This is a genomic window from Achromobacter sp. DH1f, assembly GCF_000633435.1.
GTDB lineage: Bacteria > Pseudomonadota > Gammaproteobacteria > Burkholderiales > Burkholderiaceae_B > Achromobacter > Achromobacter deleyi.
This window is the reverse complement of record NZ_AYMF01000018.1, coordinates 99,718-125,739: the sequence shown is the minus strand read 5'-3', so window position 1 is coordinate 125,739 and position 26,022 is coordinate 99,718. Positions and strand designations below refer to the sequence as shown.

Here is a 26,022-nt window from a genome sequence, read left to right as displayed (position 1 = left end):
GCTGACGCTTCCATGAATCAGACTTCCATTTCTGCCCGTCGCATTGCCATCATCGGGGCCGGCGCCATCGGCGGCCATTTCGCCGCGCGCCTGGCTCTGGCCGGACATCGTGTGTCGATGCTGGCGCGCGGCGCCACCTTGCAGGCATTGACGGTGTCGGGGCTGCGCTACGCCGCACCCGACGAACCTGAACGCCCCGTGCCCGTGAACGCCTATGCAGACTGCGCCGCCATGGGCCCCCAAGACCTGGTGGTCATCGCGCTCAAGTCGCATGCCTTGCCGGGCGTGGTCGATTCGCTTGCGCCGCTTATCGGTCCCGAAACGGTCGTGCTGCCCGTCGGCAATGGCCTGCCTTGGTGGTATTTCCTGACGCCCGGCAACCCGCTGCACGGGTTGCGCCTGGCCAGCGTCGACCCCGACGGTCGCATCGAGCGCGCCTTGCCGCTGGGGCAGGTGCTGGGCGGCAGCGTGATGGCGTCGTGCAGTTGCCCGGCCCCCGGTGTGGTGCGGCACCATAGCGGCGGCAAGGTCGTCATCGGCGAACCCGCGGGCGGCGCCAGCGACCGTGCCAGCGATTGGGCGCAGGTGCTGACGGCGGCCGGCTTGCCCACCACGGCCAGCACGGACATCCGCCGCGACCTGTGGATGAAGCTGCTGGGCAACGCGTGTTCCAACCCGCTCAGCCTGATCACCCAGGCCACCACGGACCGCATCGTCGACCACCCCGGCACCCGCGCCGTGTTCAAGAACCTGCTGGCTGAATGCCTGGCGCTGGGCCGCCGCGCGGGCCTCACGTTGGATGTCGATGTCCAGCAGCGCATCGCCCAGACGCGCGAGCTGGGCGCCATCAAGACCTCGATGCTGCAAGACCTGGAAGCCGGCCGATGGGTCGAGCTGGACGCCATCCTGGCCGCGCCGCTGGAATGCGCGGCGCGGCTGGAATTCGATGCGCCCTGGCTGAAGACGGTGTTTGCGCTGGCCGGGTTGCGGGCCGCGCAAGCGGGCTTGTATGGAGACCATGGCGTACCGGGCTGAGCGTCAGGCGCGGCCGTAGTCGGCGGCATTGGCCACCCAGCCTTTGCCGATGAAGTCCTGGCGGGGCGGCGAGAATACGTCGATCAACAGGTGCCGCCCCGGCCCCACGCCCTCGGTGGTGTGGATCATCTGCACCGGAATCGTCATCATCGATGCGGGCCCGGCTTGCAGGTGCTGGTCGTCGCGCCACTGGTCGGCGTCCGGGCCCCACTGCACTCGCAGGTGGTGAATGAAGTGCCCATCGATGGCCAGTGACCCTTGTTCGAAATCGGCATGGCTGTGCGGGCTGAGGCTGCTGCGGTCGCGCGCGCCCTGGTATTCGACCCAGTTGATGCTCAGGGTTTCGGTCTGCAGCATCTTCAAGCGCGGTTTGTCGGCCGGTGGGCGAATCGCATCGATGGCAATCACCTGCAATTCACCATGACCGTGCGTACGCCGGTAGCCGCTATCGCCGGCGATGATGCGAGGGTCAGGCACTGCATAGTCGACCGCGTTGGCGATGCTGTCCTGCGCCAGGTCCGGCCGTGACGATGCGAGCAGGGCGGCGCACACGTTGGGCTTGAGCTGCACTGCCGCGTCGCCGGCAGGCAAGACACAGACGCTGCGGCCGGGCACGGCTTGCCAGTCACCGTCGCCCACGCGTACCTGTGCGCCGTCATCGGGCAGCAACAGCAGCATTTCGTGGCCGCTGCGGGCGGGATAGGGCGTTTCGCGGCCTTCCAGCCACTGCACGAAGAAATTCTGGCCGCGTGCGACGGCGCCAGGCGCCAGGCCATAGACGGCAGTCTCGCGGACGCCATTGTCGGAAAGCGTAGTCATGGGGGAAATCCGTGGTGTGTAGAAAAGGAAGGGATGCGGTCGGGGCTCGCGCGCATCAGTCGCGCCGCGGGCTGGGTCGGCCCAGCACGTCCAGGGGGCCGACCGTCGCGTAGCGGTTGCCGTCCAGGCGGGTCAGGGGTTCGGTGCGGGCTGTGTCGAAATAGCCGTCGGCATCGACGTAGCGGTCGTCCAGGTGTACGCCTACCACCAGGCCAAAGACGACGTTGCTGCGGGTGTCGCCCGGGGCGATGGGGTCGATATCGATGATGCGCAGCAGCCGGCATTCCATGCTGGCCGGCGACGCTGCCACGCGCGGGGGCTTCACCAGCACGCTGGGCGCCTTGTCCAGGCCGGCCAGGTCGAACTCGTCGACCCCGCGTGGCGCATTGAACGAGCTGGTGTTCATGGGCTGGCGTAACGACCAGGTCACCAGGTTGGTGACGAATTCGCCGGTTTCACGCACGTTCGCGATGGTGTCCTTTTCAGGGCGGTCGGCCGGCGCATTGCACGAGAACATCACGACCGGCGGCGCGGTGGACACCAGGTTGAAATGGGAAAAGGGCGCCAGGTTGACGCGGCCCAGGGCATCGACCGTGCTGATCCAGCCGATGGGGCGCGGCGCCACGATGGCGTTGAACAGCGTGCGTTTGAAGCCAGGGGTGGCGGCGAGGTCCAGGAACATCGTGGCGTCTCCGGTCAACCGCGCGCAGTGGGCTTGGCGAAGACGCGTTTGCCGGTCTGGTACAGCACGGCATCGCGCTCGGCGTCGGTCAGCAAGGCCGTGGCCGCCAGCATGCGCTGCACCATGTCCTGGTAAGTACCGGATGACGTACCGATGTCCGACCCCCACATGATGCGGTCGGCGCCGAACAGGTCTACGGCGCTGCGCAGCGCCTGGTCGGCGGGCAGGCCGGCTTCGCGATACAGGTCCAGGTTGATCGAGGTGAACTTGAAATAGATGTTGGGTTCGGCGGCGAGCGGTTCGAAGCGTTCGTCCAGGCCGAAGTTGGCGTCTTCGGCTTCGGGTTCCAGCATGTGGTCCAGCACCACCCGCAATCGCGGATGGCGCCGCGCCAGCGCGATGATGGCCGGCACCGATGGGCCGCCGCCGCCCGCGGCCAGCACTTCGATGTCCATCACGATGCCGTGTTCGTCGGCCACCGCCCACGCCTGCAGCGCGCGGGGGGAATCCAGCCACGGCATGCTGCCATCGGCCTCGCGGCCGCCGAACAGACGCACGCCGACCAGGTCGTGGCGCGCAATGTAAGACCGGATCAGGTCTGGCGTGCCGGCGTCTTCGGCGTCAAGAATGACGACGGCGGAAAACGTGTCGGGATGCGCGTCGGACGAATCCAGGATGTAGCGGTTGTCGTAGCGGTAGACCATGCGCTTTTGCACCGCTACCGCGCCTTCGACGCCGGCTTGGCGCATCCAGGGCAGCATGCGGGATACGTCCGGGATTTCGTTGATCGGGTGGTCGCCATGCTTGCCGCCGGGCAGCCCGATCACGCCGGGCGGGCGCGGCGGCGCCAGCGGCGAACGCTTCATGGGATTGCGCGGATAGCGGGTCTGGTCGTCGGCGACCAGATGGGCATGCGAATCGAAGATCCGCTGGGCGGAACGCGGCGAAGAATCGAGTTTTTCCAGGTGGGCGGGCATTGTTTGTCTCCATGCAACGGCGCCAATCCTCCCACGCGGCCAGCCGCCATCCAAGCACGTTTCCGAGACTTTCCGCGTGGCGAAATCACGCGTGGACGATGCATGCATAAGACCAATCCTAGGCCTCGATTCCGCCACGCGAAATGTTCAAGATTCGCGCTTGGAAAGGGGCGTGTGGGCGGCATAGGATGGCTCGCCGTGGTGGGCTTGCACCTGCCTCGCACCCATCACATAAAGGCCGGCACTGCGCCCGGCCAGCCCGCAGCAACGGAGAAGACATGGAAACAAAAGCGGCCGCCGCGGCCAGTGCGTACAGCGCGCAAGACGAAGCCCTGATCCGGCAGGTGTGGTGGCGCATCATGCCGCTCATCCTGGTGACCTACCTGGTTTCCATCATCGACAAGGCCAACGTCAGCTTCGCCAAACTGCAGATGGTGAGCCAGATCGGCCTGTCCGAAACCGCCTATGGCCTGGCGTCGTCGCTGTTCTTCATCGGCTATCTGCTGTTCGAGATTCCCAGCGCGCTGGCGGTGCACCGCTACGGCGCGCCCAAATGGTTCTTCCGCATCATCCTCAGCTGGGGCATCGCCACGGTACTCATCGCCTACGTGGCCTCGGGGTCGGCCTTTGCTGCGCTGCGGTTCCTGGTCGGCGCGGCCGAGGCCGGCCTGTATCCGGGCGTGGTCTATTACCTGTCGGTGTGGTTTCCTCGCCGCTACCAGATCCGCGCGCTGGCACTGCTGACGCTGGGCAGCGCCCTGGGCAACATGCTGGGCTCGGCATTCGGCGGACTGCTGCTGTCGCTCGATGGCCTGTGGGGCCACGCGGGCTGGCAATGGGTGTTCCTGGTGACCGGCGTGATGGCGTTGGCGCTGGCGCCGGTGGTGCTGTGGCTTTTGCCGCGCAATATCGAAAAGGCCGCGTTCCTGGCGCCGCAACAACGCGACAGGCTGGCGCAGATGGTCGCCGTCGAAGCCCCGGCCGCTCGCCACGAAGGCAGTGTGTGGGCGGTGTTGAGCGACCGCAAGGTACTGGTGCTGGGCGCCGCCTACGCGCTGCTACTGACGTCGCTGTACGGCATCATCTATTGGCTGCCCACCGTCATCAAGGGCTTTGGCGTGTCCAACAGCCTGAATGGCCTGTTGACCATGGTGCCTTGGGCGTTCACCGGCGCACTGCTCTTGACGGTGCCGCGCCTGCTCAAGAGCGAACGCCATGTGCAACTGGCTGCCGCCGTCATCGGCGCGGTCGGCGGGCTGGCATTCCTGACCAGCCTGCTGGTCGCCGACCCGGTGGTGCGCTACATCGCCATCGTGCTGGGTACGCCCTGCACGTCCTTGCTGCTGCCGTGCTTCTGGTCGCTGCCGTCCAAGTATTTCAGCGGCCGGCGCGCCGCCGCCAGCCTGGCCGCCATCAGCTGCGTTGGCAACCTGGGCGGATTCCTGGCGCAGAACGCCATGCCGTGGTTGGGCAAGACGCTGGGCCATCCCAGCTATGCCATGCTGCTGCCCGCGTTCTGCCTGCTGCTGGTGGGCGTCATCGCGTTCATCATCCGCGCCACCACCACCCGTCAGCCGGCGCCGCTGGCTTCCTGATCCCTGTTTCCGCTCATCGCCATGCCTATCGACTCCCGCATTCCGGCTTCCCGCCAGACCGGTACCTTTGTCAAGACGGGGGCCCCTCAAATCATCGAGATCCTGGGCGGTGCCGGGCTGGATTTCGCCGTTGTCGACGCCGAACATGCACCGTTCGATCGCGCCACCCTCGACATCCTGGTCATCGCCGCGCGGTCGGTCAGTCTGCCGCTGTTCGTGCGCATTCCCGACGTGGCGCCGGCTACCATCCAGTCCGCGTTGGACCTGGGCGTGGACGGCCTGCTGGTGCCCCATGTGGATTCCGCAGAGGCGGCGCGTGTCGTGGTGGCCCGCAGCCGGTTCATCGGTGGCGAGCGGGGGTTTTCCAGTTCGCCGCGATTCGCAGGCTATGGCGCATTGGGCATGACAAAGGCCGTCCAGGCGGGCGACGGCACGGCCATCATGTGCCAGATCGAAAGCCGCGCGGGCTGTGACGCCGCGCGCGACATCGCCGCTGTCGACGGCGTGTCCGGGCTGTTCGTCGGCCGCGCCGATCTTGCCCTGTCCCTGGGCCTGACCGACGCGCGCGCACCCGAGGTCATGCAGGCCACGGTGGACATTCTTGCCATTGCCCGCCAAGCCGGCAAGATTGCGGGCGTTGCGCTGGGCGACGCTGCCGAGCGCGCGGAGTTCGAAAGCATGGGCGCCAGCTGGTTCGTGGTGGGTTCGGACCAATCGCTATTGCGCAAAGGCGCGCTATCCCTGATGCTCTGACGAAACTGCGATAATTCGCGTTTTCGACGGGTCCGCGCCGTGGTGGCTGAAGCGGGCCCGGACAACAGGGCAAGGCGATACGATGGGCGAGCGCGAGTCTTCGATCCGGGCAGTCGAGCGGGCGATTACATTGTTGCGCGCCTTGAACCAGATGCCCATTTCCACGCTGGACGGGCTGCATCAGCTGACCGCGCTGCCCAAGCCTACGCTTATCCGGCTGCTGCGCACCTTTGCCGACCAGGAACTGGTCGCACGCGGTTCCCGCCCTGGCGAATACCGCCTGCTCAATGGCGTCAATGCGCTCAATTCCGGCTACCACCATGTGCCGCGCGTCGTCGAGATCGCCTCGCCGCTGGTGCGCGAACTGACCGAAGACATCAAGTGGCCGATCGCCGTGGCAATGCTCGACGTCGACGAAGTCGTCATTCGTTGCAGCACCATTCCCTATTCGCCGCTGTCGCTGCTGCATTCGTCCATCAACATGCGCCTGAGCCTGATCTCCCGGGCGTTGGGGCGCGTCTACCTGGCGTTCTGTTCGCCCGACGAGCAGGAGATGCTGCTTGAAGTCGTGCGCCAGCGTGGCCACCCCGAAGACCAGCTTGCGCATGATCCTGTGGCCGTCAAGGCCATGCTGGACGATATCCGGGCCTGTGGCTACGCGCTGCGAGACCCGGCCTTGCGCCCGGTTTCCGGTACGCTTGCGGTACCTGTCATGGCCCGCGAATTCGTAGCGGCCTCCATCGGGGTCACGTGGTTTTCGTCCGCCTTGACGCCTGCGCAGGCGGTTGAACGCTATCTGGGGCCGCTGCAAGATGTGGCCCACCGCATATCGGAGCAATTATCGGCATGAACCAAGGATTCGACGGCGTACGGCCGGCTTCCGAGTCGTCCATCGAGATCGGCTTTGTCTACCAGGGCCGGCATTGCGTGGAACGCATCCGCGTCAAGCCCACCGCCGCCAACCTGAAACGCGCGGCCGAGCGGCGTGCCGCGATCCTGGCCGCCATCGCCCGCGGCGACTTCGACTACGACGCCGAGTTTCCCAGGCGCGCCGCGTCCAGTCTGCGCACGCCCTCGGACCCTTCCGCCCCGCCCACCCCTTCCACCAAGGACGACGCATGACCCGCGCTGCCGCATTGCCCGTACACGACCTGACCGACGATGCCTTCAAACCCTATGGCTGGATGCTGGGCAAGCCCATTCCGCAGGGCAACGGCATCCCGCTGTTCAGCAACGACGCCACCGATTTCTGGCAAGAACACGTGTTCAACACCGGCGCGGGCGGCGATGCTGAAGTGCTGTGGGTCAATTACCGCAGCGCCTCGGCCGACATCGCCAGCCTGGAAAAGCACTTGCTGACGCAGCAGGCCATCGTGCCGCTGACGGGCAACATCATCCAGGTCGTGGCGCGCAGCGCGGCGGACGGCAGCCCCGACCTGTCCACATTGGCCGCCTTTCATGTGCCCCAAGGGCAGGGCGTGTGCATGCGGCCCGGGTGCTGGCACGCCACCCGCGTGACCGACGCCGAAGTCACCTGCCTGATGTTGACGCGCCGCTCCACCACCGTGGACCTGATCCAGCACCTGACCACCGACGCGGCCGCCACCGAAAGCGCCATCACGCCGATTCCCCCGGCCCAGCTTGAAGGGCTGCCCATGCCCGGCTGAGGCCGCCTGGCGCCAAGGAATCAGACGGCAGGTAGTGCGGCTGACGGGGCATTGTTTCACTATGGTCACAAAAAGTGTGCCAGAATTTCGGCCACTATTCCGTCTTGCCGCGACGCTGCCGCCATCTGGGCGTTGCCAACATCTGCCCATGTTGGAGCATCGAATGCGCGACCGCTTGGTTGGCACTGCCCTTTTTTCCACCCTGCGCGGCATGGCCGGTGTGGCGTTGGTAGCCGCGTTGGCAGGATGCAGCTTCACATCGCCCGACGCGGCCACGGGGTCGCAGTTCGTCGGCATCGATGGCGTCTCGGCACCCGAGGCGCGCCGCATCGCCAAAGAGGCCTATGTGTACGGCTACCCCATGGTTGCCAGCTACCAGGCCCTGTACGCCACGAATATCGATTCCGCCAGCCCGCAGTATCGCGGTCCCTTCAATACCCTTGACGCTGTTGCGCGGGTGTACACGCCCGAAGATGCCGGCATCGCGGCGCCCAATCTTGATGTCGCCACGTCATCCGCCGTGCTGGACCTGCGTGCCGAGCCGGTCGTGGTCAGCGTGCCGCCCATGGACTCCCGGCGTTATTTCGCGCTGCAACTGACAGACCTGTACGGCCAGAACTTTGCCTATATCGGCAGCCGCGCCACAGGCAATGGCGGCGGTCATTTCCTGATTGCCGGCCCGCGCTGGAAAGGTACGGCGCCCAAGCACGTGGCCAAGGTCATCGTCGCCGAGACCGAACTGGTCACGCTGTCGGGGCGCACCTTGATGTATTCGGCATCCGACCTGGCCAACGTCAAGCGTATCCAGGCGGGCTACAAGCTTCAGCCCTTGTCGGCCTTCCTGAAAAAAGCCGCGCCGCCCGCGCCGGCCCCTGTCGCGTGGATCGCACCCGAAGCCCCGGCGCAGATGCGCAGCTCGCTCGAGTTCTACAACCAGCTGGCCTTCCTGCTGCAGTTCGCGCCCGTCGAACACAGCGAAAAAACGCTGCGCCGGCGCCTGGACAGCCTGCGCATCCGGCCGGGCGAACCCGTCGTGACTGATCGCATGAACCCCCGCTTGCGGCAGATGATGCAAGAAGGCATGCACGATGGCCAGAACGATATCGACAAGCGCCGCGTGGCGCTGGCCGGCAAGACCGACACGCTGTTCGCCGACCGCCGTACCTTCAAGAATGACTACCTGGCCCGGGCCACGGGCGCCCAGGTCGACCTGGGCGGCAGCAGCCGCGAAGAAGCGCTGGCCCCGGCGATCGACCAAGACAGCGCCGGGCAACCGCTGGATGGCGCGCGCGCCTACACCCTGCGCTTTGCGCCGAAAAGCTTGCCGCCGGTCAATGCCTATTGGTCGGTGACGCTGTATCAACTGCCCGGGCAAGCGCTGGTGGCCAACGCGGCCAAGCGCTACACGATCAACGCGGCGACGCTGTCGTCGCTCAAGCGCGACCGCGACGGCGGGGTCACGCTCACCCTGCAACCGACATCGCCGGGCAAGGGCCAGGAGGCCAATTGGCTACCCACGCCGCCGGGGCCGTTCAGGGTGGCGATGCGCTATTACTGGCCCAAGCCCGCGCTGCTGGATGGCTCGTGGCAAACCCCGTCGCTGCAACGGGTCGCGCAGTAGGGGGAGTGCGGCGCTGCCGTGAATCAAGCGGGCGAATCGGCTGGCGAAGCGCCGGCCGCGCCAAGCAGGCCGGCGGGCGTCGGATCGCACGTATGCGATCACGCGCCTCAGACGATCACGCACCTCAGAAATCGTCGCTGCGCCACACCTTCAGCACGCGCCCGAAGATCTGCAGGTCCATGTCTTCGGTGATGTCCCAGGCGTCGTACTTGGTGTTCTCGGATTTGGCGCGAATCAACAACCCCTGCGCGCTGGGAATGCGTTGCAGCCGCTTGATAAAACCTTCGTTGCCCACCCGAAAGAAATAGATGCCGTCGATGTCGGCCTTGGCCACGCCCAGGTCCACCAGCAGCGGATCGCCGGGGTTGTACATGGGCCGCATGCTGTCGCCAAAACCGGTGACCACGCACAGATTGCCCACCGACGTGTAATGCCGCAGGTTCTTGTGCAGCCATTCCTGGCTGACGCGCAGGCTTTGGATGACGCCGGGCTGGTCGCGCAGTTCGACCCCGGCGCCCATGGCGCCACCGGTATCGAAACGCGGGATGCGCAAGTCGTCGGCCATGCCGTCGTCCAGACGCACTCGCGCGTCGGGCGCTGACAGCACGGTGTCGGGCGGGTACTGCGCGGTTTCATCCAGCAGCTGTTCCAGCGACAAGCCCAATCCGGCGGCCAGCCGAGCCGCGTATTTCGAGCGTTCGCTATCGCGCCCTTCAAGCGCGGCGATAGTGCCCACGCCCACGCCTGTACGGGCTTCCAGCTGTTCCAGGGTGAGACCGAGCGCGGCGCGGTAGCGCCTGATTTGTTTTCCGAGAGCCATGGTGCGGACGCTAAACAGTTGTGGAATGTTGTGCAACAACAAGTGTTGAAAAGGCGATTATACACTTGTAGAATTCTAGGCATGAATTACCCAAAACGCGTGCTGTTATCAGACGGAAGCGTAGGTAGCGTTTCGCTACCAGAAGACTTCTCCCGACAACCTTTCCGATCGGCGATCCCGCCGGTCCGCGCACCAGGCGCCCGCGCGGCGCACTCCCGGGACAGCCCCCAGGCGAATCACCCCGGCAACGAACTCAACGGCAAGGAGCGGCATATGGATCAGGCAGCAAACATGGCATTGCGGGCACCGCAAGGCTGGGCAGTGGCGGCATCGCAGGCGGGGGCCGCGATTGTGCGCTCGATCGCCGCGCGGCCGGCGGGCAATGCGGACGGCACGGTCCGCGCAAGCATTCAGAAGGGGCAGGGCATGACGCGAGAAGAATCGGACCAGGTCGAAGCGTTGATCATGGAGTGGTACCACTGGAGCCGCGGCTACCGCCCCAAGTTGGGCGTGGGCCGAGTATCGGCCTTTGCACGCGGCATGATGCCGGACGACGCCTACATCGACGATGAAGACATCGATGCACGCCTGACCGCCGCGCGCGGCGAGCAGACCGAACTGTGCATCGACGAACTGCCCTGGCAGCAGCGCTCGGCCATCGGCGTGCACGCCGGCAACAAGGCGGCGGGGGCACGCGTATTCAGCAACCCGCGCATGACACCCGAACAGCAGCACGCCGCCTACCAAGAGGCCAAGATTGCGCTGTTGCCCGCGCTGCGCCGCCGTTCGCTGGTGACCGCCCCGCAAGTGCGACACGCTGATCGCGCAAACGCTTGCAGCCCCTGCAAGGCCCGCGCATAATTCAGTCGTCGGGGCAAGTTGCGCCCGAAGAAAACAAACCCGCTGGCCTACACGAAACCCGTGCTTGCCCGCGGGTTTTTTCTTTTCAGCATCCGTGCAGCGCCGGCATCGCGCAGCGTGCGGGCGCCGCGGCTTCGACATTTCATCCTCAACACGCTGACCAGGCCTCGTGGCATTCGCCACGGGGCCTTTTTCATGGTTGCGCCGGAACCCCGGGGTAGCCACAGCTGCCCGCCCATGGCGGGCTTTTTTCTGGAGTCTGCAATGGCAGGTACTACTGTTTCGCAATTCGTTCAAACCCAAGGCACGCAGCTGGAAGTGTCCACCACGGCCACCGAAGACCTGGGCACCGCTGGCCTGACCTACGCCGATCTGGCGATCACCATCAAGGACCCGAACTTCCAGGGCGGCCAGACCACCGAGATCGACGTCACCGTGCTCAAGTCCACCGCCAAGGAATACGCCCTGGGCCTGGACGACAGCGGCACCTTCAGCATGGCCGGCAACTGGAAGGCCGGCGACCCCGCCCAGAAGGCGCTGGTGGCCGCGCGCAGCGACAAGAAGACCCGCGCGTTCCGCGTGACCTTCGCCGACGGCGCCAAGTTCGAGTTCCTGGGCCTGGTCACGCAGTACCAGTGGCAAGGCCAGCTGGACAACGTCGTGTCCGCCACGTTCAACGTGCGCGTCACCGGCGCCGTCAAGCTGACCGACGCACCCGCCAACGGGGGCTGAGCGCCATGACGGACACGTCGATCAATGCCCTGGGCCGCGGCCCGGGCCTGCGCGGCCTGGCCGCTGACCCCCTGGCCGGCTTTCATCACGAAGCCGTCACGGTGCCGCAATGGCAGGACGCGCGCGTCATCGTGCGTGCGCCCAGCGCCGGCGACCACCTGTTCCACATCCGCGCCATCTGGGCGGCTGCGGGCGTGGTGGCGGGCGAAGACAACGACACCGTGCGCGCCAAGCTGGATGCGCCGGGCGTGGATTACACCCGCGCCTCGGCCAGCCTGCTGGTGCGCACGCTGTTCGAGCAGACCGCCAATGGTCCGCAGCGTGTCTTTCGCGACGAAGACGTGGATATCGTCGCGGCGGCCTACGGGCTGGCGCACGCCACGCTGGTGGCCAAGGCGATCGAACTGGGCAACCTCGGGGAGGGGGCGCAAGAGCGCGCAAAAAAGCCCTCCAGGAAACGCCAGACCTCCGTTTCCTGATGGTCCTGGCGCTTCGGCTGGGGCGCACGCTGGGCGAGTTGATGCAGACCATCGACACCCATGAACTGTCGCTGTGGCGCGAACTGGACCGCACGTCTCCCCTGGGCGACGAACGGGCCGACCTGCTCGCCGCCAGCCTGGCCGCCACGGTGGCGCAGGCTGCCGGCGCCAAGGTGCGCGCCACCGACATGCTGGTGCGCTGGGGCGCCGACGACGCGGAACCACCGGCCGAGGCCGGCGCGGACGCGTTGAAGGCGTTCCTGCTGTCGAAGGTCAAGAAGGGGTCTTGACGACGTGTCCGGCCCGCGCAAGCGGGCCGGAGGCGACGCATTGAAAGAGGCAAACCATGGCAACAAGCAATTCCGGCGGGCTTTCCGCCAGCGACCTGGCACGGCTGGTCAACGCGACCAACCTGCAGACGGCCGCCTATAAGAACATGACGGCCGCCTGCAACGCGTATTCCAAGAGCGTGGCGCAGTCGACCGCGACGGCGAAAGCCGACACGACGGTGCAGCAGAAGTCTGTCGCCGAGCGCGACAAAGTATCGAAAGGACTGAACGAAGAGGCGCGCGCACAGACGCGTCGATCCGCTGCGGTCGAGCAGACACTGGCAGATCTTGATCGGACCTGGCAGTTGTTTGGCATAAAGACCGAAGAAGGAAAGATGCAGTATGAAACTCGCTCCGGCAAGTTCGCGGGGGAGGACGAGAAGACTCGGGAAGAGCTGCTTTGGCGTGCCAGGGAACTGGATCAGCAGCAGCAAGGCAAGGATCGACAGGCATACATCAACGGGATTACCGGAAAGGACCCGGCGAAAGACGCACAGATCATGCAAAAGCGTGACTGGCTGGAAGAGGCGCGCAACACAGGCGAAATTACGGAAGGTCAGTACACACAGTCGTTGAAGGGCCTGGAGGAGAAAAAGCCCGACGAAGACTTCATGTCCAAGCTGAACGGAAAGCTCGTCGAATCCGCGCGCGACGGAGCGGGAAAAATTCAGGACGTGCTGGGCACGAAGATGTACGACTTTGTCGCCGACAAGTTCGACAAGATGGGGCTCTCGTTCCTGAACAACGTGGCCAAGATGGCGACCTCGGCTGCCTCGGCCAAGCTGATGGAAACCCTGCTGGGCGGTGACTTCATGTCAGGTAAGAACGGGGGCGGATTGGGCGGCTGGATCGGTGCAGCAGGCTCGTGGATATCCGGCCTGTTTGGCGGGGGCGCCAGCGCCGGTGCGAGTGCGGCCTCCGGAGTGGCGCAGGCATTTCCAATCTCCATGAACGCCAAAGGCAACGCCTTCACCAACGGCATGGTCACCAGCCCCGTGGCCTTCCCCATGGGCGTCATGGGCGAAGCCGGCCCCGAGGCCATCATGCCGCTGCATCGCGGCGCTGACGGCTCGCTGGGCATCCGTGCGGCCTTCCCGAACGTAGCGGGGGACACCGGCCAGATGGGCGGCGGCGTATCCGTCAACGTCTATGTGCAGGACGGCAACGTGAATTCCGAGACCGAGTCGGGCGAAGGCGGCTGGAAGCAGTTCGGCCAGCAGATCGGCGAATACGTCAACCAATTGGTCGACCGCCGCATGACGCAGTCGTACCGCCAGGGCGGCCTCGCATGGCAGGCCAGCAACAACCGTTTAGCAGGGGCATGAGCATGGCAATCGAAACCTTCACTTGGTCGCCGCGGCCCAACCCCGTCGGCACGTTCAAGGACCGCACCCTGCGGGTGCAGTTCGGCGATGGCTACGAGCAGGAAGTGGCGGACGGCATTCATACCGTGTCGCAGTCGTGGCCGCTGCAGTTCGTGGGCAACGAGACCTACGTGCGGCCCATCCTTGACTTCATCAACCGGCATGCCGGTGGCAGATCTTTCGCGTGGACGCCGCCGCTGGGCGAGGAAGGCCGCTACAAGGCGCGGTCCCTGTCAGTGCAGCCGATGGGCGCTGACATGTACACCGTCGCGGTCACGTTGGAACAGACGGCGATCCCTTGATCGCCAGCGCCGGCCCTGACCGGACAAACACGGAAGGCACTATGGAAAATCTTGACCTCATCAACATCGGCGCCATGCCCAACGACCGGCAGGGCGACCCAAATCGTGACGCGTTCGCCAAGGTGAACGCCAACGACAGAAAGCTGAAGACCGGCGTGGATGCGGCACAGGCGGCAGCCGTCGTCGCACACACGGCTGCCATCAAGGCCCAGTCGACCGCGGACGGCGCCGCGTCTGCCGCCGCGCAGGCGCAGCACCAGGCTGATCGAGCGGGCGCGGACGCCGCGACGGCGCAGGCCACTGCGGACTCGGCCGTGACGGCGGCAACGCGTGCACAGACGACGGCAACCACGGCCGGCCTGGCCGCCGCCGCCGCGCAGACCACGGCGGACATGGCGGTGCCCTTGGCGCAGAAGGGCATCCCGCATGGCGTCGCTACGCTCGGGGCCGGCGCCACCATACCCGAATCTCAGGTCCCCCCGCTCTACGGCACCCTCCTGATGCCGCCTGAGACGGACCTGAATTCCCTGGACGTGCCAGGCGACTACTTCCAGTTGAATAACGAGGCGGCCGCTGCGGGGCACAACTATCCCGTACCGTTGGCCGGGCATCTGGCGGTGGCCGCCACGCCCTGGAGCCGCGACGTCTCGACGCAGGGTGATTTCGTGTACCAGCGCTATCGCGTCTATACGCTGGAGCAGCCGCGCGAATTCCTGCGCACGCGCTACCTGGGTACGTGGGGGCCCTGGGCGGAATTGGCCGGCGTCGGGCAGGTACAGGCGGCCCTGGACCGCAAGGTCGACCGCGTGGCCTTGACGGGCCCCGGGGTGGATCTTGATGCCCTGCATGCAGGCCCGACCTGCTACACCTGGGACGCCGCGGCCACCATGGCGGGCGGCACGCACTTTCCCCCACACCCGGCGAATCGTCCGGGCGCTCTGTGGAGTTTGCGCATATCTGCTGCCGTCGTCATGCAGACGGCAGAGGTGCATGAGCAGGACACTTCCTTGCGCAATGCACGTTATGTCCGCAGCGGAGACCCGTCCACAGGCCAATGGAGCCGCTGGCTGGCACTGGGAGCGGTGTCGGCGGTATCGCAGTTGCCGCGCCAGGATGCGGGTGACGTGTATGTCGACGGCGTGGGTTGGCATCGCTGGAACGGCACGGCCTATGCCCGGGTCGACATGGTGACGCGCGATCAGCTGGATGCGATCAAGAACGGCGTTCGAGCGCTGGTGTATCGGCAGCCCGGCACCTACACCTTCGCCATGCCGGCGCCGACGGTGTACCTGGATGGTTGTGCGGGCGGCGGGGGCGGCGGCGGCGGGTCGGGGTACGTCGGCACGGGCGTGCGGCTGAACGGCGCCGGAGGCGGCGCGGGCTTGCCCGTGTTGGGCTGGACGATCTCCGCACCGGTTGGTTCCACCGTCACGGTCTCCATCGGCGCGGGTGGTGCGGGGGGCACTGGCGGCGGTGTATCGGGCGCGGGGGGAGGCGGCTTGCCGGGCGGCCCGACCACGGTGAAGGTCAACGGCAATACGGTGGTGACACTGGATCCGGGCCAAGGCGGTCAGGGAGGCTCCGCGGGCGGCCCCGCGCTGGGCGGAGCCGGCTATCCCGTAGGCGGGGATGCAACCGCGGGTGACGTGACCAGCGTGGCCTCGTGGGTGACCTCTGGTGCGGGGGCCAGCGGCCCGTTCGGCGGCGGAGGCGGCGCGCGCGCCAACCGCTTTGAACTCATGGCGGGCATGCCCGCCTATGGCCACGGCGCTGGCGGCGGCGGTGGCACGACCCCGGCGGGGGCACAAGCCGGTGGCGGCGCGGGCGGGGCCGGCGCAGGCGGCTTTGCCAAGTTCTATTGGTAAGGCGTCAGGCCATTTCCGCAACACGGAAGGAGATTTGAAGAATGACTATCAACGCAGATGTACAAAAGCTGGAACCTGGCGCCCTGGTCGAACTGTTCGAGCTGGACGCCAGCGAGATCGGTGGCGTCGTGCAGCGCTTTCATGGCTATGCGCAGACGGGCCCGATCTACTGGCAAGGAAAGCAGTACGACCCCTGGGCCATCCAGGCCGAAGGCTTCGAGCAGGTGGGTGAGGGCCAGCAGCCGTCGCCCACCCTGCGCGTGGGCAACATCGGCCAGGACGAAAAGGGCAACCCGCTGGCCGGAGTGATCTCGGCGCTGTGCATCCACCTGGACGATCTGGTGGGTGCGCGGGTGGTGGTGCGTCGCACGCTGGGCAAGTACCTGGATGCGGCCAACTTCCCGGAAGGCAACCCGACGGCGGACCCGCAGGAAGAGCTGCCGCCCGAGGTGTGGATCGTGCAGCAAAAGACCGCGGAAACCGCCCAGGTGGTGGAATTCTCGCTCTCCAGCGCGCTGGACTTCAACGGCCAGAAGCTGCCCGACCGGCCGATCATTGCAGGCGTGTGCTCGTGGTTGCGCAAGGGCGGCTATCGCGGCCCGTATTGCGGCTACACGGGTAGCCGGATGTTCGACCTGGACGGCAAGCCCGTCAACGATCCGACGCTGGACCGCTGTTCGGGCCTGATGTCGGATTGCAAGAAGCGCTTTGGCGAATACGAAATCATCAACTTCGGCGGCTTTCCGTCCGCCGACCTGGTCAGGGGATAAGCATGCGCAAGAGCACGATGCAGGCCATCCGCGACCATGGCGTGGCGACGTATCCGCAGGAATGCTGCGGGCTGGTGGTCAAGGCCGGCCGCCGCGAATGGTATGTGCCGTGCCGCAATACGGCCGCCAGCGAAGAACATTTCGTCATGTCGGCCGAAGACTACGCGGCGGCCGAGGAAACCGGCAAGATCGCGGCCGTGGTGCATTCGCATCCGGATGCCGCGGCGGTGCCCAGCGAAGCCGATCGGGTGGCCTGCGAGGCCTCCGGCCTGCCCTGGTACATCGTGGCGGTGGAAAAAAGCCTGGACGGCAAGGTCAGCGCGGCGGAAATCCGCGGCTTCACGCCCGAGGGCTTTCAGGCGCCGCTGCTGGGCCGTCAATTCGCCCATGGCGTGCTGGACTGCTATTCGCTGGTACGCGACTGGTACGCGCGGGAACGCGGCATTCGCCTGCGCGACTTTGCGCGCGAGGACGGCTGGTGGGAACCCGGCCGGGCGGGCGATCTGTACATGGACCACTACGCCGAAGCGGGCTTTCGGCCGCTGGCGTCGGATGAAACCCTGGCGCCCGGCGACGTGGTGATCATGCAGGTGCGCTCCGACCGGGCCAACCATGCGGGCGTCTTCCTTGGCGCCGAACCGCTGGCCGAAGCGCCGGGCCTGTTTCCGTTGCCGGATGCCATGCTGCACCACCTGTACGGACGCGATTCCGAACGGGTGGTGTACGGCGGCTTCTGGCGCGAGGCGACGCGCGTCGTGTTGCGTCACAGGGGAACGGCATGAACGAGAAACTACGGTTGGTGCGGTTGTACGGCTGGCTGGGCGCGCGCTTTGGCCGCGAACACCGGCTGGCGGTGGCCAGCCCGGCCGAAGCCGTACGGGCGCTGTGTGCGCTGTTGCCCGGTTTCGAGAAAGCGCTGGCGCATAGCGACGCGCGTGGCGTGCGCTTTGCCTGCTTTGCCGGCCGGCGCAACCTGTCGGAAGACGAGCTGGCGTATCCGGTGGGCGGCGACGCCATCCGCATTGCGCCGGTGATGGCAGGTGCCAAGAACGGCGGCTTGTTCCAGACCGTGCTGGGCGCTGTGCTGATTGCGGCAGCGGCGTGGTACAGCGGCGGCTTGGCGGCGGCCTTCCAGGCTGGGGGCATGGTGCAGGCCACGGCGACGCTGGGCCTGTCGATGATGCTGGGCGGCGTCGCCCAGATGCTGTCGCCGCAGCAACGCATGCTAAGCGCCAAGGACGGCCCGGAAAACGGCGCGTCCTACAACTTCAATGGCCCCGTGAACACCACGGCGCAGGGTAACCCCGTGCCGCTGCTGTACGGGGAAATGTTCGTCGGCAGCGCCACGATCTCCGCAGGCATCTATTCGGAAGACCACGTATGAAACAACGACATCGCATCAGGAACAAGGCGCCCGCGGGCGCCTTTGCTTTTGGCGGCAAGCGGGCGGCCGGCAGCCAGGAGCTTATCGGCCACAAGGGCAAGGGCGGCGGCGGCGGGCGCGCTCCGGTGGAATCGCCGGACAGCCTGCACAGCACCGCCTATGCGCGGGTCATCGACCTGCTGGGCGAGGGCGAGATCTACGGCCCCGTGCACGGGCTGGACAACGCCTTGCGCGACGTCTACCTGAACGGCACGCCCGTGGCCAACGAAGACGGCTCGCTGAACTTCACCGGCGCGTCCATCGACTTTCGCACGGGCACGCAGTGGCAGGACCCGCTGCCCGGCTTTCCCGCGTCGGAAAGCACCATCGGCATCAATGCCGAGCTGAAGTCCGGCCAGCCGTGGAACCGCCTGTTCACCAATCTGCAGGCGTCCGCCGTGCGCATCACGCTGGCCGTCGAAGGCCTGAGCCAGGCGGACACCAAGAACGGCGACATCAACGGCTATCGCGTTGAATACCTGATCGAGGTGAACACCGACGGCGCCGGCTACCAGGTGGTGCTGTCCACCGCGTTCGACGGCAAGACCACGCAGCGCTATACCCGCTCGCACCGCATCGACCTGCCGCGCGCACGCCAGGGCTGGAACATCCGCGTGCGCCGCATTACGCCCAACGCCAACAGCAACACCATTTCCGACCGCACGGTGGTGGATACGGTGACCGAGATCATCGATGCCAAGCTGCGCTATCCGATGTCGGCCGTGGTGGGCATCAAGATCGATGCGTCGCAGTTCCAGAGCATTCCGACCCGCGCCTACCACGTGCGTGGCCGCATCATCCGGGTGCCATCCAACTACCACACGGACCTGCGCAGCTACGACGGCGTATGGGACGGTACCTTCAAGCTGGCCTGGACCAACAACCCGGCCTGGGTGTTCTACGACCTGATCAGCAACGACCGCTATGGCCTGGGCACCCGCGTGCCCGCCGGCTGGCTGGACAAGTGGGGCCTGTACCAGATCGGCCGCTATTGCGACGAGATGGTCGACGACGGCTTTGGCGGCAAGGAACCGCGCTTCACCTGCAACGTCTATCTGCAGCAGGCGGCGGATGCCTACCGCGTGGTGCAGGACTTCGCGTCGATCTTTCGCGGCATGGCGTACTGGGCGAACGCCGCGGTGTTTGCGTCGGCCGACATGCCGGGCGATCCGGTCTATACGTTCTCGTCGGCCAACGTGGTCGAAGGCAAATTCAACTACGTCGGGTCCGCACTGACCACTCGCTACACCGTGGCACTGGTGTCCTGGAACGACATGTCCGAAATGGGCCGCCAGAAGGTCGAATACGTCGAGAACCGCGAAGGCATCGCGCGCTACGGCATTCAGCAGATCGAGGTGACGGGCTTTGGCTGCACCTCGCGTGGCCAGGCGCATCGCATCGGCAAGTGGATGCTGCTGACGTCCAACATGGAAACCCGTTCGGTGACGTTCTCGGTGGGCCTGGACGCCTGCCGCGTGCGGCCGGGCAGCGTCATCCGCGTCGCAGACCAGCACCTGGCCGGCCGCCGCATCGGCGGCCGCATTCACGAAGGCAGCGCCAGCAAGATCACGGTGGATGCCGAACTGGGCGTGCGCCCGGGCGACCGCCTGACGGTCAACCTGCCCAACGGCCTGTCCGAAACCCGCGTGGTCGCCAAGGCGGTGGGCACCGGCCTGACGGCGGACAACACCGTCTTCACGGTGGATTCCACTGAGTTGACGGCCGACCTGGTAGGCCTGCCTGGCACGGTGCTGCACATCACCGTCGCCACGCCGTTCTCCCAGGCACCGGAAGCGGATTGCGTCTGGACGCTGGAATCCGAAGTGCTGTCGGCCCAGACCTTCCGCGTGCTCAGCGTGAAGCGCAAGGAAGGCCTGTTGGCCGAAATTTCGGCCGTGCAGCACGAGCCCGGCAAGTTCGACAACGTGGACTTCGGCACCCGCCTGGATCCCAAGCCCATCACGGTGGTGCCGCCGTCGGTGCAGCCCGCGCCGACGAACATCCGCCTGGCCTCGCGTTCGGTGATCGACCAGGGCATGGCGCGCCACGTCGGCGTGATCAGCTGGGATGCGGCGCCGTCGGCCGTGGCCTACCAGGTGCAATGGCGGCGCGACCGGTCCGATTGGGTCGAAGCGGGCCGCACCGGCGCGTTGACGCTGGAACTGCCGGACATCCGCGCCGGCGGCTACATTGCGCGCATCCGCGCCATCAACGTGGCGGACGTCTCGTCGGTCTGGGTCAATTCCACCGAGACGCAGCTGGAAGGCGACATTGCGCCGCCGCCTGCGCTGGCGTTGCTGGCTGCTAAATCGCTGGTGTTCGGCATCGACCTGCGCTGGGCCTTTCCGGAAGGGCGCTTCACGGCGCAGCGCACCGAGATCTGGTACAGCGCGTCCAACGATCGCGCCAGCGCCATCAAGCTGGGCGACTATGCCTTCCCGCAAAGCGCCCACACCTTGATGGGGCTGTCGGCCGGCAAGCGCTTCTACTTCTGGGGGCGCATCGTTGCGCTGAACGGCGAGATCGGCGCCTGGTATCCGGGCGAGCAGGGCGTGATGGGCGAGGCCAGCTGGCAGGCCAGCGAGATCCTGGAGTACCTGAACGGCCAGATCAGCCGCGATGAATTGGCCAAGGAACTGGTCGGCACCATCGACGGCCTGACCGACGGCCTGGATGAAACCCGGGCGGCGATCACGGCCGAGGAAATCAAGCGCGCCGATGAGGATGGCGCGCTGTCCTCGCGGGTGGACACGGTGATGGCGACCGCCAATGGGGCGGCTGCCGGGGTGCAGGAGACCCGCTCCGCGTTGGTCGGCGTGGACGGCCAACTGAAGGCCACCTACAGCATCCGCGCCCAGATCACGCAGGGCGGCGATATCTACGCTGCCGGCATGTCGATGGGCGCCTACGCCCAACCCGACGGCACGGTGCAGAGTTCGGTGTATTTCCTGGCGGACCGGTTGGCGCTGTTGAACCTGGCGAACGGCCAGACCACCACGCCCTTCGTGATCCAGGGAGGGCAGACCTTCATCAATGATGCCGTGATTGGTACGGGTCGCATCACCAACGCAATGATCCATAGCCTGGAGGCCCACAAGATCAATGCGGGGTTCATGAGCGCGGATCGGATCGATACCGGGTCGTTCAACGCCAAGGTGGCCAATATCGGTCAGGCCTACATCAAGCGCGCGCACATCATCGACGCGCAGGTGGATACGCTGGCCATCGCCGGTAATGCGGTGACGATACCGGTATCCATGACCGCAAAGGGATCCGCGACGGTTGTCGTCAACAGCAACGTGGCGGGACCCGTGGTGGTTATCGCGTACAGATCGGGCTACGACGGTCAAGCGACAGACTTGCGCATCTACGTCAATGATGAATTGATGGAGCGGGCGGCGGGCAGCCATTCGGCCTGGCAGAGTGGAAGCGGCGAAGGCACGATGCCGTGGGTCTATACCAGCATGCCGCTGACTGCCATGGCGGTGGGTTCTGCGATCGTCGGCAATACCAGGATTGTCGTTGATTCGGCGGGTTCAGGAAACAACGGTGCGACCGTTCGGGTCGTCGCCTTGATGGTGAAGAGGTAATGAGCATGTATACCGCAACGTTTTATGACGCGAGTGGCCAAATCGTCGGTGTCATGAGCGGGCCCCGCGAGAGCGTCGAGGCAACCGCTCTGGTCACCGGGAATCCTTTTGTCGTTGGTGAGGGTGATCCGGATCGGCAATACGTGCTGGAAGGGGCGCTCGTACCACGTCCAGAATTGCCGGCAACGTTGGCAGGACGAACGCTTTCCGGACTTCCCGTTCCCTGCATCATCAGGATTGGCGATGTCGACTACCCGTACGCGGAACCCGTGGTGGAGCTGGAGTTTTCCCACCCCGGAATCTTTCAGGTCTCGATCGAGGCCTGGCCCTATCTGAACAAGGAGTTCACCGTTGAAAATCCGGCACTATGAACCGTATGCGCCGCTGCGCGCACGCGCCTACCCCGCCATCGGCGACCAGCTGGACGCGATCATGAAGTTCGCCCAGCACCTGCAAACGTCGGGCCAGGTCTTGCCCGACGAAGTGGCGCAGTGGGTGGCGCAATGCAACCACGTCAAGCAACGCTTTCCGAAGACTGCGGACAGCGGCGCCGAACCGCTGCCGGCCGCCTAGCGAGAGCAGACCATGACCCAACAACTGACAACCATCCGCCTTTACGGCAGGCTGGGCGCGGAATTCGGCCGGTTGCACCGGCTGGCCGTGTCCAGCACTTCCGAGGCGATCCGTGCGTTGTGCGTCTTGCTGCCCGGTTTTGAAAACCGCCTGCTCGACAGCGAATCGAAGGGGGTGCGCTACGCCTGCTTCCTCGGCCGGCGCAACCTGGGTGAAGACGAGCTTGCGCGGCCGGCGGGAAACGAAGACATCCGCATCGCGCCCATGCCGACGGGCGCCAAGCGTGGCGGCCTGATGCAGGTGGTGGTGGGGGTGGCGTTGATCGTCGCGTCCTTCATTCCCGGGTTGAACGCCATCGCCTGGGGCTCCATGACGCTCTCGGGCGCCATGGCGTCGATGGGCATGGCCATGGCCCTGGGAGGCCTGGTGCAGATGCTGAGCCCCCAGCAGCGGGCGTTGAGCGCCAAGGACGGGCCCAACAACGGCGCGTCGTACAACTTCAACGGCCCGGTCAACACGACGGCACAGGGTAATCCCGTGCCGCTGCTGTACGGCGAGCTGATCGTGGGCAGTTCCACCATTTCGGCCGGCATCTATTCAGAAGATCAGGCGTAACGCCAGGGGCTTTCCCGTTGCCGGACGGATTTCCCGTGCGGCAGCGGGTGGATCCGCGGCGATACCCCCTAGAATCAGGAACCGGGCGGGGCGTGGCCCCGCCGGCCGTGTTCTACCGGGAGCCGCGATCTCGCATGAAGCGCAACTTCAATATCCACGACCTGCGTATCTTCTATACGGTGGTCATGACGGGGTCGACCCGGCAGGCCGCGCAGGCCATGCACCTGACGCAGCCGGCCGTCAGCCACGCCATTTCGCGGCTGGAAGCCGCCACCGGCGTGCTGCTGTTCGACCGGTCCCACAAGACGCTGCGCCCCACCGAGGCCGGCCAGTACCTGTACAGCGAGGCCAAGTTCGTGCTGGACGAACTGGTGCGCATCGACGAAGCCCTGCACAGCATCGAGCAGTTCGGCGGTCGCAGCCTGCGCATCGCGACGTCGCCCGCATTGGCGCTGGACTACGCGTCCGACGCCGTGCGCCGCTACGTGCAGGCCAACGGCACCCGGCCATTCTCGATCGACCTGGAATCGTCCGTGCAGCTCATCAGTGCGGTGGAAACCATGCGCGCCGATGTCGGCCTGGGCGCTGTGTCGCAAGACAGCGCGCGCCTGAGTTTCAGGCCGTTCCTGCGCACCGAGGTCATGGCGATTGCCCATCGCGATCATCCGTTGGCAGGCGCCAGTGCGGTGGCCGTGGTGGATATCGCGCCGGACACGTATGTGCAGCCTTTGTGGTCTGACTACGTCATGCCGCAGGGCGACATTGCCGATACGCTGCAGCTGCGGTCCGGCATGCAGGCGCACATGACATTGCTGGCGGGTACGGTCAGGGCGGTGCGCGGCATCAGCCTGGTCAATGCGTTGTCGGCGTCCGACATCGTGTCGGCCTATCCGGATCTGGTCGCCTTGCCGCTGACGTCGCGCCAGTGGTTCGATTTTCTGCTGATCACCCGCAAGGAAAGCGCCAATCAAGACGTGGCCGAGCGCCTGCTGGAAGCCTTGCATGCCGGCGCCCAGGCGCGCCGGCAGGGCGTGTACGCCGATACGATCCAGCTGTTGGACTAGGCGGCGCCTCAATCCGCAGGCGGCTGCCACGGCAGTGACTGCAAGTCGCCGTCGATGCTGATCGCCTGGCCGCTGATCATCGCGCCAAACGGGCTAGCCAGGAACAGCGCCATGTTGGCGATGTCGGCCGCCCGGACGAACTGGCCCAGGCTGACGCCGGCCAGCTCCAGGCGCGTTTCCTCTTCCACCGTCAATCCCATGTTCCTGGCGCGGGCTTCGATGACCCGATCGATGCGCGGCCCCGCCACCAGGCCGGGCAGCAGCGCATTGACGCGGATGCCGTAGCCGCCCAGCTCCACCGCCAGCGAGCGGGTGAGGCCCACCACGCCCCATTTGGTGGCCGCGTAGGGCGTGCGCATCGGCACGCCCATGCGGCCCGCGACCGAACTGATGTTGATGATGCTGCCGCCGCCCGCCTGGCGCAGCGCCGGCAGCGCATGCCGCACGGTATGGAATTGCGCGGCCAGGTTGATGTCCAGCGTTGCGTCCAGGGCGTCGGGCGCGATGTCGGCGATGCCCGCCGTGGGGCCGGCGATACCGGCGTTGTTCACCAGCACATCCAGGCCGCCCAGGTGCGACAGGGCCTCTTGCATGTAGCGGTCGATTTCGTCGCGGCGGCTGACGTCGGCGCGCAGCCAGGGATGGGGGCAGGCCGCCAGGGCCTGCTCGTCGACATCGCACACATGGACCCGCGCGCCGCGGGCCGCGAACGCGCCGGCAATGGCGGCGCCGATGCCGCCGGCGCCCGCCGTCACGATCACGCGTTTGCCGGCCAGGTCCACGGGCAGGGCGCCGATCTCGCCGGGGACAGGATGCTTCTCAGCCATTCAGGTTCCTTGTATCGGGTCAGGGCTTCATCAGCCGGCAGGTCGATTCCGCGGGCGACGTGTAGATCTGGTCGCCGGGGGCGCGCGCCACCAGCTTGTAGTAGTCCCACGGCCCCTTGGATTCGGCCGGGGTCTTCACCTGCATCAGGAACATGTCGTGCTGCATCAGCCCATCGGCGCGAATCTTGCCGTCCTTGACGAAGAAGTCGTTCACCGGGTTGGCCTTCAGCCACTTCATCACCGTGTCGCCGTCCGTCGTCTTGGTGGCGGCCACGGCCTTCAGGTAGGTGGTAGCAGCCGAATAATCGCCCGCTTGCAGCATCGACGGCTTTTTCTTCATCCGTTCCTCGAAGCGCGCGGCCCACTGGCGCGAGGCGTCGTCCTGGTCCCAGTACCACGCCGTGGTCAGGTACATGCCCTGCGCGGCTTGCAGGCCCAGGGCGTGGATATCGGTGATCAGCACCAGCAGCCCGGCGATCTTCATCTTGGGTGTCAGGCCGAATTCCGCGGCCGCCTTGACGGCATTGCTGGTGTCGCTGGCCGAGTTGGCCAGCCCCAGCACCGTGGCGCCGGATGCCTGCGCCTGCAGGATGAACGACGAGAAATCGGCTGTGTTCAGCGGATGGCGCACGCGGCCTTTGACGGTGCCGCCGTCGGCCGTCACCACCGCCGACGCATCGCGTTCCAGCGCCTGGCCGAAGGCGTGGTCTACCGTCAGGAAAAACCAGTCCTTGTTGCCTTCCTTGAGCATGGCGCGCGCGGTGCCGCGCGCCAGCGACACGGTGTCGTACACGTAATGCACCGTGTAGGGCGTGCACTGCGAATTGGTCAGTTCCGACGCGCCCGCGCTCACCACGAAAAACGGCGTCTTCTTTTCTTCGGCCACCTTGGCCATCGCCAGCGCCGCCGCCGAATTGGCCCCGGCAATCAGCATGTTCACGCCTTTCTGGTCCAGCCATTCCCGGGCGCGCGACGACGCGATGTCCGCGCGATTCTGGTGGTCGGCCACCAGCACCTCGATCTTCTTGCCGGCCACCGAGCCGCCGAAATCGGCAATCGCCATCTTGATGGCTTCGGCACCGCCCGGGCCGTCCGCGTCCGCCGACAGGCCGGACATATCGGTGATGAAGCCGATGCGGATCACGCCGTCATCGGCCTGGGCGGCTGCGCCCCAGCCCAGCGCCGCGGCCAGCGCGGCCGCGCACAATGTCTTTTTCATGGTGTCTCCTTGATCCCTTGGATGTTGTTGTCGCGCACGC

The 26,022-nt window shown here is 66.2% G+C and carries 28 protein-coding genes; 22 read left to right on the top strand and 6 right to left on the bottom strand.

The window, feature by feature from the left end; genetic code table 11:
• Positions 1-12: 12 nt before the first annotated feature.
• A complete protein-coding gene (locus U858_RS0116400) occupies positions 13-1,035 on the top strand; it encodes a ketopantoate reductase family protein (RefSeq protein WP_025138233.1) in 1,023 nt (340 codons plus the stop codon).
• Positions 1,036-1,038: 3 nt separating this feature from the next.
• Here the strand turns inward: U858_RS0116400 and U858_RS0116395 are convergent, their stop codons facing one another.
• The 3 genes from U858_RS0116395 to U858_RS0116385 are packed head-to-tail and all read right to left on the bottom strand — an operon-like array spanning position 1,039 to position 3,513.
• Complete coding sequence (locus U858_RS0116395) at positions 1,039-1,854, bottom strand: hypothetical protein (protein ID WP_025138232.1); 816 nt, start codon at positions 1,852-1,854, stop codon at positions 1,039-1,041.
• 55 nt (positions 1,855-1,909) lie between these two features.
• Complete coding sequence (locus tag U858_RS0116390) at positions 1,910-2,536, bottom strand: flavin reductase family protein (protein WP_025138231.1); 627 nt, start codon at positions 2,534-2,536, stop codon at positions 1,910-1,912.
• Positions 2,537-2,550: 14 nt separating this feature from the next.
• Positions 2,551-3,513 carry an amidohydrolase gene (locus U858_RS0116385; RefSeq protein WP_025138230.1) on the bottom strand — a complete coding sequence of 321 codons (963 nt, stop codon included), beginning with the start codon at positions 3,511-3,513 and terminating at the stop codon, positions 2,551-2,553.
• A gap of 278 nt (positions 3,514-3,791) precedes the next feature.
• Here U858_RS0116385 and U858_RS0116380 point away from each other — a divergent pair, with 278 nt between their 5' ends.
• The 6 genes from U858_RS0116380 (at position 3,792) to U858_RS0116355 (ending at position 9,149) form a co-directional block, all read left to right on the top strand.
• On the top strand, positions 3,792-5,108 hold the full coding sequence (locus tag U858_RS0116380) for an MFS transporter (protein WP_025138229.1): 1,317 nt from the start codon (positions 3,792-3,794) through the stop codon (positions 5,106-5,108).
• A 21-nt stretch (positions 5,109-5,129) separates the two neighbouring features.
• Entirely contained in the window at positions 5,130-5,861 is a 732-nt protein-coding gene (locus U858_RS0116375) for an HpcH/HpaI aldolase/citrate lyase family protein (RefSeq protein ID WP_042885081.1), read from the top strand.
• An 82-nt stretch (positions 5,862-5,943) separates the two neighbouring features.
• The gene (locus U858_RS0116370) at positions 5,944-6,711 is read left to right on the top strand and encodes a DNA-binding transcriptional regulator (protein WP_025138227.1); all 768 of its coding nucleotides are present in this window, start codon (positions 5,944-5,946) and stop codon (positions 6,709-6,711) included.
• Positions 6,708-6,983: an Arm DNA-binding domain-containing protein gene (locus U858_RS0116365; protein WP_025138226.1), complete on the top strand. Its 276-nt coding sequence runs from the start codon at positions 6,708-6,710 to the stop codon at positions 6,981-6,983. The genes U858_RS0116370 and U858_RS0116365 overlap by 4 nt, the downstream gene beginning before the upstream one ends.
• On the top strand, positions 6,980-7,528 hold the full coding sequence (locus U858_RS0116360; RefSeq protein ID WP_025138225.1) for an ureidoglycolate lyase: 549 nt from the start codon (positions 6,980-6,982) through the stop codon (positions 7,526-7,528). The genes U858_RS0116365 and U858_RS0116360 overlap by 4 nt, the downstream gene beginning before the upstream one ends.
• 163 nt (positions 7,529-7,691) lie before the next feature.
• Positions 7,692-9,149, top strand: coding sequence for a DUF1254 domain-containing protein (locus tag U858_RS0116355; RefSeq protein WP_025138224.1), 1,458 nt, complete (start codon positions 7,692-7,694; stop codon positions 9,147-9,149).
• Between the two features lie 124 nt (positions 9,150-9,273).
• Here the strand turns inward: U858_RS0116355 and U858_RS0116350 are convergent, their stop codons facing one another.
• The gene (locus tag U858_RS0116350) at positions 9,274-9,969 is read right to left on the bottom strand and encodes a S24 family peptidase (protein WP_025138223.1); all 696 of its coding nucleotides are present in this window, start codon (positions 9,967-9,969) and stop codon (positions 9,274-9,276) included.
• 273 nt (positions 9,970-10,242) lie between these two features.
• Between U858_RS0116350 and U858_RS0116345 the strand changes: the two genes are divergently transcribed.
• From U858_RS0116345 to U858_RS0116275, 15 genes are all read left to right on the top strand, one after another.
• Entirely contained in the window at positions 10,243-10,830 is a 588-nt protein-coding gene (locus U858_RS0116345) for a hypothetical protein (protein WP_025138222.1), read from the top strand.
• A gap of 264 nt (positions 10,831-11,094) precedes the next feature.
• Positions 11,095-11,562, top strand: coding sequence for a phage tail tube protein (locus U858_RS0116340; protein ID WP_025138221.1), 468 nt, complete (start codon positions 11,095-11,097; stop codon positions 11,560-11,562).
• Positions 11,563-11,567: 5 nt separating this feature from the next.
• A complete protein-coding gene (locus U858_RS0116335; RefSeq protein ID WP_025138220.1) occupies positions 11,568-12,041 on the top strand; it encodes a phage tail assembly chaperone in 474 nt (157 codons plus the stop codon).
• Entirely contained in the window at positions 12,041-12,331 is a 291-nt protein-coding gene (locus U858_RS0116330; RefSeq protein ID WP_025138219.1) for a DUF4035 domain-containing protein, read from the top strand. The genes U858_RS0116335 and U858_RS0116330 overlap by 1 nt, the downstream gene beginning before the upstream one ends.
• Before the next feature lie 56 nt (positions 12,332-12,387).
• On the top strand, positions 12,388-13,695 hold the full coding sequence (locus tag U858_RS0116325; RefSeq protein WP_025138218.1) for a phage tail tape measure protein: 1,308 nt from the start codon (positions 12,388-12,390) through the stop codon (positions 13,693-13,695).
• 2 nt (positions 13,696-13,697) lie between these two features.
• Complete coding sequence (locus U858_RS0116320; RefSeq protein WP_025138217.1) at positions 13,698-14,036, top strand: phage tail protein; 339 nt, start codon at positions 13,698-13,700, stop codon at positions 14,034-14,036.
• A 41-nt stretch (positions 14,037-14,077) separates the two neighbouring features.
• The gene (locus tag U858_RS36380; protein ID WP_025138216.1) at positions 14,078-15,901 is read left to right on the top strand and encodes a pyocin knob domain-containing protein; all 1,824 of its coding nucleotides are present in this window, start codon (positions 14,078-14,080) and stop codon (positions 15,899-15,901) included.
• A gap of 41 nt (positions 15,902-15,942) precedes the next feature.
• Positions 15,943-16,671: a phage minor tail protein L gene (locus U858_RS0116310; RefSeq protein WP_025138215.1), complete on the top strand. Its 729-nt coding sequence runs from the start codon at positions 15,943-15,945 to the stop codon at positions 16,669-16,671.
• Positions 16,672-16,673: 2 nt separating this feature from the next.
• On the top strand, positions 16,674-17,453 hold the full coding sequence (locus tag U858_RS0116305; RefSeq protein ID WP_025138214.1) for a C40 family peptidase: 780 nt from the start codon (positions 16,674-16,676) through the stop codon (positions 17,451-17,453).
• Positions 17,450-18,055, top strand: a complete 606-nt coding sequence (locus U858_RS0116300) for a tail assembly protein (RefSeq protein ID WP_025138213.1) — start codon at positions 17,450-17,452, stop codon at positions 18,053-18,055. Before U858_RS0116305 ends, U858_RS0116300 begins: the two co-directional genes overlap by 4 nt.
• Positions 18,052-21,684: a host specificity protein J gene (locus U858_RS0116295; protein WP_025138212.1), complete on the top strand. Its 3,633-nt coding sequence runs from the start codon at positions 18,052-18,054 to the stop codon at positions 21,682-21,684. Before U858_RS0116300 ends, U858_RS0116295 begins: the two co-directional genes overlap by 4 nt.
• Positions 21,684-22,055, top strand: a complete 372-nt coding sequence (locus U858_RS34290) for a hypothetical protein (protein ID WP_025138211.1) — start codon at positions 21,684-21,686, stop codon at positions 22,053-22,055. Before U858_RS0116295 ends, U858_RS34290 begins: the two co-directional genes overlap by 1 nt.
• Positions 22,036-22,257 carry a hypothetical protein gene (locus U858_RS0116285; RefSeq protein ID WP_025138210.1) on the top strand — a complete coding sequence of 74 codons (222 nt, stop codon included), beginning with the start codon at positions 22,036-22,038 and terminating at the stop codon, positions 22,255-22,257. The genes U858_RS34290 and U858_RS0116285 overlap by 20 nt, the downstream gene beginning before the upstream one ends.
• Positions 22,258-22,269: 12 nt before the next feature.
• Positions 22,270-22,872 (top strand): tail assembly protein, encoded by a 603-nt coding sequence (locus U858_RS0116280; protein WP_025138209.1) that lies wholly within the window; start codon positions 22,270-22,272, stop codon positions 22,870-22,872.
• Between the two features lie 134 nt (positions 22,873-23,006).
• Positions 23,007-23,936: a LysR family transcriptional regulator gene (locus U858_RS0116275; RefSeq protein ID WP_025138208.1), complete on the top strand. Its 930-nt coding sequence runs from the start codon at positions 23,007-23,009 to the stop codon at positions 23,934-23,936.
• Between the two features lie 8 nt (positions 23,937-23,944).
• Here the strand turns inward: U858_RS0116275 and U858_RS0116270 are convergent, their stop codons facing one another.
• Positions 23,945-24,763, bottom strand: coding sequence for an SDR family oxidoreductase (locus U858_RS0116270; protein WP_025138207.1), 819 nt, complete (start codon positions 24,761-24,763; stop codon positions 23,945-23,947).
• A gap of 19 nt (positions 24,764-24,782) precedes the next feature.
• A complete protein-coding gene (locus tag U858_RS0116265; protein WP_025138206.1) occupies positions 24,783-25,982 on the bottom strand; it encodes an ABC transporter substrate-binding protein in 1,200 nt (399 codons plus the stop codon).
• Positions 25,983-26,022: the final 40 nt, after the last annotated feature.